General features: G+C 74.3%; 11 protein-coding genes. 1 reads left to right on the forward strand and 10 read right to left on the reverse strand.

The genetic code is table 11. The features are described 5' to 3' along the window. Nucleotides 1-639 precede the first annotated feature (639 nt). The 7 genes from pheT to infC form a co-directional block, all read right to left on the reverse strand. Nucleotides 640-3,183 (reverse strand): phenylalanine--tRNA ligase subunit beta, encoded by a 2,544-nt coding sequence (gene pheT / locus ACFY7H_RS31115; RefSeq protein WP_388945038.1) that lies wholly within the window; start codon nt 3,181-3,183, stop codon nt 640-642. Next, nucleotides 3,183-4,310: a phenylalanine--tRNA ligase subunit alpha gene (gene pheS, locus ACFY7H_RS31120; RefSeq protein WP_388945042.1), complete on the reverse strand. Its 1,128-nt coding sequence runs from the start codon at nt 4,308-4,310 to the stop codon at nt 3,183-3,185. The genes pheT and pheS overlap by 1 nt, the downstream gene beginning before the upstream one ends. Before the next feature lie 162 nt (nt 4,311-4,472). Next, a complete protein-coding gene (locus tag ACFY7H_RS31125; RefSeq protein WP_388945045.1) occupies nt 4,473-5,732 on the reverse strand; it encodes an ATP-binding protein in 1,260 nt (419 codons plus the stop codon). Nucleotides 5,733-5,787: 55 nt separating this feature from the next. After that, complete coding sequence (locus tag ACFY7H_RS31130) at nt 5,788-6,645, reverse strand: TrmH family RNA methyltransferase (protein ID WP_388945047.1); 858 nt, start codon at nt 6,643-6,645, stop codon at nt 5,788-5,790. 117 nt (nt 6,646-6,762) lie between these two features. Next, nucleotides 6,763-7,149 carry a 50S ribosomal protein L20 gene (gene rplT / locus ACFY7H_RS31135; RefSeq protein ID WP_007263143.1) on the reverse strand — a complete coding sequence of 129 codons (387 nt, stop codon included), beginning with the start codon at nt 7,147-7,149 and terminating at the stop codon, nt 6,763-6,765. A 101-nt stretch (nt 7,150-7,250) separates the two neighbouring features. Further along, the gene (gene rpmI / locus ACFY7H_RS31140) at nt 7,251-7,445 is read right to left on the reverse strand and encodes a 50S ribosomal protein L35 (RefSeq protein WP_007263144.1); all 195 of its coding nucleotides are present in this window, start codon (nt 7,443-7,445) and stop codon (nt 7,251-7,253) included. A 100-nt stretch (nt 7,446-7,545) separates the two neighbouring features. Then, nucleotides 7,546-8,244 carry a translation initiation factor IF-3 gene (gene infC / locus ACFY7H_RS31145; protein ID WP_388945051.1) on the reverse strand — a complete coding sequence of 233 codons (699 nt, stop codon included), beginning with the start codon at nt 8,242-8,244 and terminating at the stop codon, nt 7,546-7,548. Nucleotides 8,245-8,568: 324 nt separating this feature from the next. Between infC and ACFY7H_RS31150 the strand changes: the two genes are divergently transcribed. Next, on the forward strand, nt 8,569-8,934 hold the full coding sequence (locus ACFY7H_RS31150) for a DUF1844 domain-containing protein (RefSeq protein WP_361609715.1): 366 nt from the start codon (nt 8,569-8,571) through the stop codon (nt 8,932-8,934). Between the two features lie 93 nt (nt 8,935-9,027). On the opposite strand, the gene ACFY7H_RS31155 is transcribed toward ACFY7H_RS31150, so the two are convergent. Genes ACFY7H_RS31155 through ACFY7H_RS31165 form a run of 3 tightly spaced genes read right to left on the reverse strand, consistent with a single transcriptional unit; the run spans nt 9,028 to nt 11,803 of the window. Continuing rightward, the gene (locus ACFY7H_RS31155) at nt 9,028-9,768 is read right to left on the reverse strand and encodes an SseB family protein (RefSeq protein ID WP_388945055.1); all 741 of its coding nucleotides are present in this window, start codon (nt 9,766-9,768) and stop codon (nt 9,028-9,030) included. Between the two features lie 2 nt (nt 9,769-9,770). After that, nucleotides 9,771-10,958: a type VII secretion-associated serine protease mycosin gene (gene mycP, locus ACFY7H_RS31160; RefSeq protein ID WP_388945058.1), complete on the reverse strand. Its 1,188-nt coding sequence runs from the start codon at nt 10,956-10,958 to the stop codon at nt 9,771-9,773. Then, a complete protein-coding gene (locus ACFY7H_RS31165; protein WP_388945060.1) occupies nt 10,955-11,803 on the reverse strand; it encodes a hypothetical protein in 849 nt (282 codons plus the stop codon). The genes mycP and ACFY7H_RS31165 overlap by 4 nt, the downstream gene beginning before the upstream one ends. Nucleotides 11,804-12,133: the final 330 nt, after the last annotated feature.

Below are 12,133 nucleotides of genomic sequence, written 5' to 3' on the forward strand. Positions count from 1 at the left end.
TCGTCGCCCTCAGGCTAGTGGCTGAGCGGTGGGCTCGGGGGCGTTCCGCGTTTCCTTCACACGGGGTGTGAAGTGAGTGCGCGCATAAATGCGTTGCGCACCCTGCCGCGCGGGGCCCCGGGGGCGGTTCACTGAAGAGCCTCGCCAAGGAGGCAGCCCGGTCGTCGGCTCCCCCTCGTACAGTGCGACGACCCGGCACCGCGCCGCCCGCCCCTGCTGTCTGCCCGACACTCCATGGCAGGCGCGGGCGGCGCACCACGGCTCCGAGGGGTCCGGTTGGTCGCCGGGCCCGCCGGGGCCGGGCCGGTTCCGTACCGGGTCCGTCCACCGGCCCGGTACGGAACGGCTCCGCCGGTGACAAGGGTCCGCCCGGGCCGTTCCACTCCCCCCGGGACGGGCGGACCCGCACCGGTCGGCCGCGGCGCGGCACACCGGGGGCGGCGTCGACGGTGGGGCCGCCCTCCCGGTGCCGTGCACGGCGCGCACGCCCGCAGCCAGCCGCGCGGGTGTGCCCGTGCGCGGGCGCACCGCTGCGCGGAGCGGTCAGGCCCCGCAGGGTCCGGGGTGCCACCCGAACGGGTGAGGGGCGCGCCCGGTGATCCGGACGCGCCCCTCAGCGCGGTTCAAGCGGCGGCGGCGTTACGCTCCCCGCAGCACCGCTCCGGTCCGCTCGCCGGCCAGGGCGACGGCGGCGTCGCGCGCGGCCGTGGACTCCTCGGCGGTCAGCGTCCGGTCGGGCGCCCGGAAGCGCAGCGCGTACGCGAGGGACTTCTTGCCCTCGCCGACCTGCTCACCGGTGAACACGTCGAACAGCCGCAGGGACTCCAGCAGTTCGCCGGCGCCCTTGCGCAGCGCGTCCTCCACCGCCGAGGCGGGGACGGAGGCGTCCACGATCAGCGCGACGTCCTGGGTCGCCACCGGGAAGGTGGAGATCCGGGGCGCCTGCACGGCGCCGCCGCCGGCCGCCGCGAGGCGGTCCAGGTCGAGCTCCATGGCGCTGGTGCGGGCGGGCAGGCCCATGGCCTTGACCACGCGCGGGTGCAGCTCGCCGGCGTGGCCGATGACCTGCTCGACACCGTCGACGGTGACGACCAGCTCGGCGCAGCGGCCCGGGTGCCAGGGGCCGTACTGGCCCTGGCGGACGACCAGCTCCGCACCGGCCTCGACGGCCAGCGCGCGGGCGGCCTGGACGGCGTCCGCCCAGCCCGCCGGACGTCCCTTGCCCCACCAGCCGGCCTGCTCGCGGGCACCGGCCAGCACGACCGCGGCGTACCGCGGCTGCGCGGGCAGGGCCGCGTCGAGGGTGGCGACCTCCTCGTCCGTGGGACGCCGGTCGACGGGCAGCCGTACGGCGACACCCGGCTCGGCCGCGGCACGGAAGACCGAGCCGGTCTCGAAGAGCGCGAGGTCGTGGCTGCCCCGGCTGTCGTTGCGGCGCAGCGCGCCGAGCAGACCCGGCAGCAGCGTGGTGCGCAGCGCCGGCTCCTCGTCGGAGATCGGGTTGACCAGCTTGACGACCTGGCGGCTCGCGTCGTGCGCGGGCAGCTGGAGCTGGTCGAAGACGGCCTCGCCGATGAAGGGGTAGCTCAGCGCCTCGACGTAGCCGGCGCCGGCCAGCGCGCGGCCGACGCGGCGGTGCAGCTGCTGGCGCGCGGTCAGGCCTCGGCCGGAGGGGACCTGCGGGAGGGTGGACGGGAGGTTCCCGTAGCCCTCCAGCCGGATGACCTCTTCGGCGAGGTCGTTGGGCTCGGCGAGGTCGGGCCGCCACGAGGGGACGGTGACGACGAGCTCGTCCTGGCCGTAGACGTCGCAGCCGATCTCCTGGAGGCGGCGCACGACGGTCTCGCGGCCGTACTCCATGCCCGCGACCCGGTCCGGGTGGTCCGCGCGCATCGCGATGGTGCGCGGGGCTCCCGGGGCGGTGAGCTCGGTGACGCCGGCCTCGGCGGTGCCGCCGGCGAGCAGCACCAGCAGGTCGACGGTCCGCTGGGCGGCCGCGGCGGCGGCCTGCGGGTCGACGCCCCGCTCGAAGCGCTTGGAGGCCTCGGAGGAGAGCTTCAGGCGGCGGGCGGTGCGCGAGATCGACACGGAGTCGAAGTGCGCGGCCTCGATCACGACGTCGGTGGTGCCGGTGACGGCGCCCGTCGACCCGGAGGGATCAAACGCAGTGGTGACGGAGTCGGCGATCTCGGTGTTGGCGCCGCCCATGACACCGGCGAGCCCGATGGGGCCGCTGCCGTCGGTGATCACCAGGTCCTCGGCGTCGAGCGTGCGCTTGACCCCGTCGAGGGTGACCAGCTCTTCGCCCTGCTCGGCCCGACGAACACCGATCTGGCCGTTCAAACGCGAGCGGTCGTAGGCGTGCAGCGGCTGGCCGAGCTCCAGCATCACGTAGTTGGTGATGTCGACGGCCAGCGAGATCGGGCGCATGCCCGCCTTCTGGAGGCGGCGCGTCAGCCAGATCGGGGACCGCGCCTCGGGGTCGAGGCCGGTCACCGTGCGGGCGGTGAAGCGGTCGCAGCCCTGCGGGTCGGAGATCTGCACGGCGTAGCCGTACGAGTTCGGCGCGGGCACGTCGAGCAGCGCCGGGTCGCGCAGCGGCAGGCCGTAGGCGGTGGCGGCCTCGCGGGCCACACCGCGCATGGACATGCAGTAACCGCGGTCCGGGGTGATGTCGATGTCGAGGACCTCGTCGACGAGCTGGAGCAGCTCGATCGCGTCGGTGCCGGGCTCGTACTCCGGCGGCAGCACGATGATGCCGTGCGTGCCGTCGTCGCCCATGCCCAGTTCCTCGCCGGAGCAGATCATGCCGTGCGAGGTCCTGCCGTACGTCTTGCGCGAGGCGATCGCGAAGTCGCCGGGCAGGACGGCGCCGGGCAGGACCACGACGACCTTGTCGCCGACGGAGAAGTTCCGGGCGCCGCAGACGATCTCCTGCGGCTCGCCGGTGCCGTTGGCGGAGCCGACGTCGACCGTGCAGAACCGGATCGGCTTGCGGAAGCCCTCGAGCTCCTCGATGGTCAGCACCTGGCCGACGACGAGGGGGCCCTTGAGGCCGGCCCCGAGCTGCTCGACGGTCTCGACCTCGAGGCCGGCGTCGACCAGCTTGGCGGCCACGTCACGGCCGGTCTCGCCCGCGGGGAGGTCGACGTACTCCCGCAGCCAGGAAAGCGGGACGCGCATCAGATCTCACTCCCGAACGGCCGGGTGAAGCGCACGTCACCCTCGACCATGTCTCGCATGTCTTCAACGTTGTGACGGAACATCAGCATCCGCTCGATGCCGAAGCCGAAGGCGAACCCGCTGTACTTCTCCGGGTCCACACCGCAGGCGACGAGCACCTTCGGGTTGACCATGCCGCAGCCGCCGAGCTCGATCCAGCCCTCGCTGGAGCAGGTACGGCAGGGGCGGTCGGGGTTACCCACCGACTCGCCGCGGCAGACGTAGCACTGCATGTCCATCTCGGCGGACGGCTCGGTGAAGGGGAAGAAGTGCGGGCGCAGCCGGGTGGTGGTCTGCTCCCCGAAGAGCTCCTTGACCATGTGGTCGATGGTGCCCTTGAGGTCGGCCATGGTCAGGCCCTCGTCCACGGCGAGCAGCTCGACCTGGTGGAAGACCGGGGTGTGCGTCGCGTCGAGCTCGTCGGTGCGGTACACGCGGCCCGGGCAGACGATGTAGACGGGCGGCTTGCGCTCCAGCAGCGAACGCGCCTGCACCGGGGAGGTGTGGGTGCGCAGCACGACACCGGACTCGTCGCCCCCGGTGCCCTTGGGGCCCTGGACGAAGAAGGTGTCCTGCATCTGGCGCGCCGGGTGGTCGGGCGTGAAGTTGAGGGCGTCGAAGTTGAACCACTCCGCCTCCACCTCGGGGCCTTCCGCCACCTCATAGCCCATGCCGACGAAGATGTCCGCGATGCGGTCCATCAGCGTCGTCAGGGGGTGGCGGGCGCCGGCGGGCACGCGGTCGTAGGGCAGCGTGACGTCCACCGCCTCCTCGACCAGCACCCGCTCGTCGCGCTCGGCCTCCAGCTGCACCGTGCGGGCCCCGAAGGCCTTGTTCACGGCGCCGCGGGCCTGTCCGACGCGCTTGCCCGCCTCGGCCTTGGCCTGGGGCGGCAGGGCGCCGATCTCGCGGTTGGCGAGCGCCAGGGGCGAGCGGTCGCCCATGTGCGCGGTCTTCGCCTCGCGGAGCTCGTCGAGGTCGCCGGCGGACGCGAAGGCGGCGAGCGCCTCGTCCCGCATGCGCTCGATCTCTTCCGGTTTCAGTGCCTCGACCTCGACAGGGTCGTACGACTTGTTCGGTGCCGACATCTCTTCCCGTACTTCCGATGGCTGGCTGGTGGGTCCCCGCGCGACCTGGATCGAAACGGCTCGGATCGATCGGCCCAAGGACACAAAGGTGCCAAAGGACGAGTCTAAGGGCCGCCGGGGGTGGAGGAGCCCGTGGGCCGCCTGGCGAGACCGTTCGCAGGGTTACTGCGTGAGGTAGGCCGGGGCGCTCACGGGCAGGATAAATCGGAACTCGGCTCCGCCTCCGGGGCCTCGGCCGACCGTGATGGTGCCGCCGTGGGCCTCCACGATGCCCTTGACGATGTACAGGCCCAGGCCGGTGCCGCCGCGCTTGCTCCCCCGCCAGAAGCGGGTGAAGACGCGGCCCATCGACTCCTCGGGGATCCCGGGGCCTTCGTCGGTCACGGTGACGGCAGTTCCCTTCTCGTGCGGCGCCACGTCGATGGTGACCGTTCCGTCACCGTGGCGCACCGCATTTTCGAGGAGGTTGCCGAGGATCTGGTCGATCTTGTCCGGGTCGGCCCACAGGTCCGGCAGCGGGCTGCTGACCCGTACGAGGAACCGCTCGGGCGCCTGCCCGTTGGCGGTGAGCGCCTGGACGTGGCGGCCCACGGCGGCGGCGATGTCGACGGGCTGGCGGCGCACCTCCAGGCGGCCGGAGTCGATGCGGGAGATGTCGAGGAGCTCGGCGATGAGCCGGGTGACGCGGTTGGCGTCGGCGTCGACGGTCTCCAGCATCAGCCGCTTCTGGTCGTCGGTGAACCGTTCCCACTTGGCGAGCAGGGTCGCGGTGAACCCCTTGACCGAGGTCAGCGGGGAGCGCAGTTCGTGCGCCACCGTCGCGATCAGCTCGGCGTGGCTGCGCTCCGTGCGGCGCCGGGCCTCGGTGCCGCGCAGCGTGACCACGAGGCGGCTGAGCGGGCCGGTGGGGTGGGTGCGTACGTAGCGGGCGGAGACGAGCACCTCGCGCCCGCCGGGCAGCAGCAGGTTCCGCTCGGGCTGGCCGCGCCGGGTGGCGAGCCCCCCGTACGGGTCGGTCATCGCCCACCAGCGGCGGCCTTCGAGGTCCTCCAGCGGCAGCGCGCGCTCGATGCGGGCACCGAGGGCCTGGCCGGCCGCGATGGCGGTGATCCGGGACGCGGCCCGGTTGAAGCAGACGACGTGCCCGGTGTGGTCGGCGACGACGAGCCCGTCGGGCAGCTCGTCGGGATCCATCCGGAAGGCGTCGCCCCCCTCCCCGGGAGCTCCGCCGGGCCCCTGGCCGTTGGCACCGGGGGCACGGCTCCCGCGGCCGGCGGGGCCCGCCTGGGGCGGTACGGAGGCCAGGGCGTCCGGGGCGGCCGGCGGAACGGGCGGCGCGCCGCCCGGGGGCCGGGCGGCGTCCCCGAACCGCTCCTCGGCCGCGTCCGCGGCCCCTGGTGAGCTGTTCGTACCGACGGTCATGTCCCCGTACCCCGCATCTCCGGGTAGCTCAGTGGGCCCCCGGGCGGCCACATTACTAGCTGGGGGTCACGGAGCGGCACCCTCCGGGCGCCCGCTGTGCGCGCGCGGACGCGTAGAGGCACACGGCCGCGGCCGTCGCGAGGTTCAGGCTCTCGGCCTTGCCGTGGATCGGGACCCGGACGACGGCGTCCGCGAGGGCGCGGGTCTCCTCGGGCAGGCCCCAGGCCTCGTTGCCGAAGACCCACGCCGAGGGCCCGCCCATGGTGCCCGCGTCCAGCTCGGCGTCGAGGTCGTCCTCCCCGGCCCCGTCGGCCGCGAGGATCCGTACCCCGGCGGCCCGCAGCCCTTCCACGGCCTGCTCCACCGGGACTCCGACGGCCACCGGGAGGTGGAAGAGAGAACCGACGGAGGCCCGTACGGACTTGGGGTTGTACAGGTCGACGGAGGCGTCGGTCAGCACCACCGCGTCGGCGCCGGCGGCGTCCGCGCAGCGCAGCACGGTGCCGGCGTTCCCGGGGTCGCGGACGTGGGCGAGGACGGCGACCAGCCTGGGCCCGGCCTTGAGGATCTCCTCGAAGGGGGAGTCCAGGAAGTGGCAGACGCCGACCAGGCCCTGCGGGGTCACGGTCTGGGAGACCTCGGCGAGCACCTCGTCGGAGGCGTAGTGCACCCGGGCCCCGGCGAGCAGCGCGGCCTCGACGATGTCGGCGTAGCGCTCGGCGGCCTCGACGGTGGCGAACAGCTCCATCAGGGTCGCGCCCTGGGCCCCGCGGTGCTCGACGGCCTCCCGGACGGCCTGCGGGCCCTCGGCGATGAACCGGCGCTCCTTGGTGCGGAAGTTGCGCCGCGCCAGCCGGCGGGCGGCGGCCACCCGCGGGGATCGGGGGGAGATCAGCTCGGTGGGGTGACCCATGGTGTCTGCGGTTCTCTCTCGGGTTCTGCGGGGCGGGGCGAAAGCACACGGACCCGCAGGCGGGAAGCCTGCGGGTCCGTGGGGTGCCGGTCGCGTGGAGCGGGCCGGCCAGGCGCCTTAGGCAGCGGCCTTGGGCGCGTTCACGTCGGCCGGGAGGGCCTTCTGCGCGACCTCGACCAGCGCGGCGAACGCGTTGGCGTCGTTGACGGCCAGCTCGGCGAGGATCTTGCGGTCCACCTCGATGTTGGCGGCCTTCAGACCCTGGATGAGGCGGTTGTACGTCATGCCGTTCTGGCGGGCAGCGGCGTTGATGCGCTGGATCCACAGCTGACGGAAGTCGCCCTTGCGCTTCTTGCGGTCGTTGAAGTTGTAGACCAGCGAGTGGGTGACCTGCTCCTTGGCCTTGCGGTACAGGCGCGAACGCTGACCGCGGTAGCCGGAGGCCGCCTCGAGGATCGCCCGGCGCTTCTTGTGGGCGTTTACTGCCCGCTTGACGCGTGCCACTTTTTACTCCTTGTAGCGGGGCCGTGGTTGTCTTCACACGGCCCGAAATTCGATGGGGTCCCGGTCCTGACGTCCCGCTCCCTCGGGGGGAGCGGAGGACATCAGATGCCGAGAAGCTTCTTGATCTTCGCGGCGTCGCCGGGAGCCATCTCCGCGTTGCCGGTCAGGCGACGGGTGATGCGGGACGACTTGTGCTCGAGCAGGTGGCGCTTGCCGGCGCGCTCGCGGAGCACCTTGCCGGAGCCGGTGACCTTGAAGCGCTTCTTGGTACCGCTGTGCGTCTTGTTCTTCGGCATGGCGCCGTTATCTCCTCGTCGGTGGCGCCCCCGCCGGTCCGGCGGGACCGGCACGCGGGAGCGTCATGTTGTTGGGTGATCCGGGACGGGCTGTCCGGGATCAGGCCTCGGCGTTCGCCTCGGCGGAGCCGTCGGCCTCGACCTCGGCCTCGGCGGCGGCCTCCGGGGCCTCCTCCTCGGCCGGAGCGGCCTCGGCGGCGACGCCCTGGCGCTCGGCCTTGCGCGCGGCCTGCGCCTCGCGGGCTTCGGCCATCGCCTCGGTCTTCTTCTTGTGCGGACCGAGAACCATGATCATGTTTCGGCCGTCCTGCTTCGGGTTCGACTCGATGAAGCCGAGGTCCTCGACGTCGGAGGCGAGACGCTGCAGCAGTCGGTAGCCGAGCTCCGGCCGGGACTGCTCGCGACCACGGAACATGATCGTGATCTTGACCTTGTCGCCCTGCTTGAGGAACCGAACGACGTGACCCTTCTTGGTGTCATAGTCGTGCGGGTCGATCTTCGGCCGGAGCTTCATCTCCTTGATGACCGTGTGCGCCTGGTTCTTGCGCGCCTCACGGGCCTTCATGGCCGACTCGTACTTGAACTTGCCGTAGTCCATGAGCTTGCAGACCGGCGGGCGCGCGGAAGCCGCGACCTCGACCAGGTCCAGGTCGTATTCCTGTGCGAGCTCAAGCGCCTTCGCAAGCGGGACGATGCCCACCTGTTCGCCGCTGGGACCGACGAGTCGCACCTCAGGGACTCGAATCCGATCGTTGATGCGGGGCTCGGTGCTGATGGATCCTCCTCGGTAGCACCACACGGTTGCCTGGCAGACAACCGCTGACGTCTTTTGTCGTCAGACCTCACCGCGGCGGAGAATGAAAAATGCCCCGCCGGGCACAGGCAGGGGCTCCAAAACAACCGGAGCACCGCCGCGTGCGAACCGCGGGGCGCATATCGACGGCTTTCCATCGTCCGTACGGAACGATGGATACCGTCTGACCGGATGACCCGCCTCCCCGGAGGGTGGTCGGGTGGGAGATCGGAGCCTCCACTTGTGGGCCGGGCACGCATGTGTCCGGCCGGTCGAGCTCCATACTACCCCACGCATTGCAAGGCCGCCGCACGACCTATCGTGGAGCGCATGACTGACGCGACGCCCTCCGATTCCACCCCTCCCGACTACGACGAGATGACCCGCGACATCGCGGACGTCCCGGCCGTCGAGGTCATCACCACGGTGGCCGTCCACCTGCTGAGCGCCGCGGCGGTCAACCTGGGCCTGGACAAGCCGGACTCCGAGCACAAGGACCTCGACGAGGCCCGCAAGCTGATCACCGCCCTGGCCGGCCTGGTCACCGCCAGCGCCACCGAGATCAGCTCCTTCCACGCGGCCCCGCTGCGCGACGGCCTGAAGTCGCTCCAGCTGGCCTTCCGCGAGGCCTCGATCGTGCAGGACGAGCCGGGCCAGGGCCCGGGCGAGAAGTTCACGGGCCCGGTCTACGCCTGACCGCCCTCCCGCACGTTCCGCTTCCGTACGCCGAAGGGCCGCCGCGACACGTCGCGGCGGCCCTTCGGCGTACCGGATCCGGGCGGGTGAACCTCAGCGCGCGAAGAGCGGCTCCCCCGGCGGGACCGGGCCGGCGGCCGGGAGCAGGGCCAGGTCCAGGCCGCGTACGAGCCGGCCGCGCAGGGTCTCGTCCGCCGCCAGCGCTTCCGCCACGCGACGGGCCGCCGGGGCGGGCTCGGCGTCGGCCGAGAGCACGACGGCCAGGGTGCCGTCGGCGTCGGCGCCGCCCCGCCCCAGGTGGGCGCGGAGCACGGCGGGCTCGGCGGCCACGGCCGCGCGTACGGCCTCGCGCACGGCCGGGTCGGCCAGCGGGTCGGCGTCCGTGCGGCCCTCGGCGAGCGCGAGCAGGGCCGGGCCCGTCAGCTGGTACGGGACGGGGCCGGCCAGGTCGATGACGACCGTGTCGGCCTTCTCGTGCGCGGCGGCGGCGAGCGCCTGGTGCAGCGGGACCGCCACCGGTCGGGCCGCCGGGTCCCACAGGGCCAGCGAGGCGATCGAGGTGAAGGCGGGCAGCGCCCGGCGGTTCCCCGCCGTCAGGGTGGGCACGGCCATGTCGCTGGTCTTCTCGCGCTTGAGGCCGGTCTCCGGGTCGGTCTCGACCTCGCCGAGCATCGCCACGACGGGCACCAGCAGCCGGGCGTCCTTCAGCGCCGCCAGCAGCCGCGGTTCGGCCGCCCGGTCGGCCGCCCAGGCGGCCAGGGCGGCGCTGAGCCGGGGGTCGGCGGTGCCGTCGTCGTCGGAGAAACCGGGGTCTGGAATGTTCTTGGTCGCCACAGTTACGCGACTCTATCCCGCCGTGCGGCGCGCGGGCGCCGGGCCAGTACGGCGGCCAGCACCAGCAGGGCCGCTCCCCCGGCCGCCGCCGCCGGCACACCGGGCACCGTCCGGCGCCCGGACGGCCGGACCGGTTCGGGGCCCGGACCGAAGTACCGCCGCCCGGCCGGGACGGCGGCGGGGACGGGCGCCTCGGGGCGCAGCGCGGCGCCGGCCTGGAGCGCGGCGACGGGGTCGACCGTGCCGTGGCCCCGGGCGTCGTCGTGGCCGCCGGCCGGGCGGTCGGCGGCGGTGTCCTCCAGCAGCTTCTTGACCTGCGCCGGGGACAGGCCCGGATGGGCGGCCCTGACGAGGGCCACGGCGCCGGAGACGAAGGCCGCGGCGGCGCTGGTGCCCCAGCCCTCGTAGTAGGAGCGGTCCGGGTCGGCGATGACCACGTCGACGCCGGGGGCGCTGACGGTGGCGTACCAGTGGCGGGTGGAGAAGGGTGCCTTGCGGCCCTGGCGGTCCACGGCAGCGACGGCGATGACTCCGGGGTAGGCGGCGGGGTAGGAGGTGTGGTCGCCGCGTTCGCCGCCGTTGCCCGCGGAGGCGACGACGACCACGCCCTTGCCGAGGGCGTACCGCACGGCCTCGTCCTCGGCGGCCTCGTGGTGCGCGGAGTCGCTGTCGTCGCCCAGCGAGAGGTTGATCACGTCGGCGCCGTGGTCGGCGGCCCAGCGGATGCCTTCGGCGAGGGCGCCGGCCTTGCTGTCGCGGGCCTTGGCCCGGCCCGGGTCGCCCTCTTCGAGGATCACGCGGACGGGCAGGATCTTCGCGTGGGGCGCGATCCCGAGGACCCCTTGCGAGCGGTCGGGGCCGTGGCCCCGGCCCGCGATGATGCCGGCCATCGCCGTGCCGTGGCGGGCCCAGGCGCGGTCGCCGCGACCGGCGCCCATGCCGACGAGGTCGGTGCCCTCGAGGACCTGGCCGGCGAGGTCGGGGTGGGTGGCGTCCACGCCGGTGTCGAGGACGGCGACGGTGACCCCGTCGCCCTGGGTGGTGCCCCATGCCTCCTCGGCGCGCAGGGCGAGCAGGCCCCACTGGCGGTCGCGGATGGTGTCGGCGGCGGCGGGGTGGGCGGCGGACCCGGCGAGGAGGGCGGCCGCGAGGGCGGCGGCGGCCGCCGTGCGCAGGGGGGCCGGTTTCATCGGGCGGACCCCTTCGTCGGCGGGGGCGGGACGGGGGCCGTGGTCGAGGCGGGGGCCGGGGCGGGGCCGGAGAGGGGGCCGGAGGAGGAGGCGGCGAGGCCGGTGAGGGCCTGTGCGGCCCGGTCGGCGGCGGCCTTCGCCGTGTGGCCGAGTCCGGCCTCGGCGACGGTCCCGGTGGCGCCGGACCGGGCCGCCTCCTCGGCGGGGACCGGCGCGTCGACGGTGCGGCCGTCGGCGAAGGCGGAGACGGCGTAGACGACGGCCGGGGCCTCGGCGGAGACCGTCGCGGTCCAGGCGGCGCGGCGCGCGTCGGCGTACTCGTAGGCGGGCGGGACGGTCAGCCGGCCCCGGAGGCCGTCCATGGCGGTGGCGTCGGCGGGGGTGAAGACCAGGCCTACGGTGACGAGGGAACTGCGGGTGGCGTCGGTGTAGGTGGCGCGGAGCACGCGGGTGCAGCCGGTGGCGGCGAGAGCGGCCCGCCAGTCGGCGGGCAGGACGGCCGCGCAGTCGGCGTCCGGTGCGAGGGCGATCCGGGTCCAGCTGCGGTCGGCGCCGCCGGGGCCGGATCCGGGGGCGTCCAGCACGGGGGGCAGGAGGCCGTCCACGGGGGCCGACCGCCACAGCGAGGCGGCCTGGCGGTAGGCGGCGTCGGGGGGCAGGGGGCGGTGCGAGGCGCGGTGGTCGCGCCAGGCGGTGGTGGCGGCGCCGGCGAGGAGGGCGGTGCCGAGGAGGGCGCAGAGGATGGCGCTGACGACCCGGGCGGGGTGGCGGCGGGGCGGCGGTGTCGGTGCCGGCGGCTGCTCGGGGTCGCCCAGGACCTCGGTCCGTGGTGTCGTCGTGGTCATCCGGCGGCTCCGCCCCCCGTTCCGTACGGCTGCCTGCCCGTACTCTACGGGGCGCTCGCCGCTGCCCCGGCCGGGCCCTTGCCCTGGCCGGGCGGTTCGGGGGTGGGGTGGCTGCCCTGCGGACGGCTCCGGGGTGGAGGGTGGTGCCCTGCCGGGCGGTTGCCCTGTGGGGCGGGGGTTGGGGTGGGTGGTTGCCCTGTCGGGCGGGGTGCGGTGGGGTGGCTTCGGGTGGGTCGGGGGGGGGGGGGGGGGGGGGGGGGGGGGGGGGGGGGGGGGGGGGGGGGGGGGGGGGGGGGGGGGGGGGGGGGGGGGGGGGGGGGGGGGGGGGGG

The organism is Streptomyces sp. NPDC012794 (assembly GCF_042901085.1).
GTDB lineage: Bacteria > Actinomycetota > Actinomycetes > Streptomycetales > Streptomycetaceae > Streptomyces.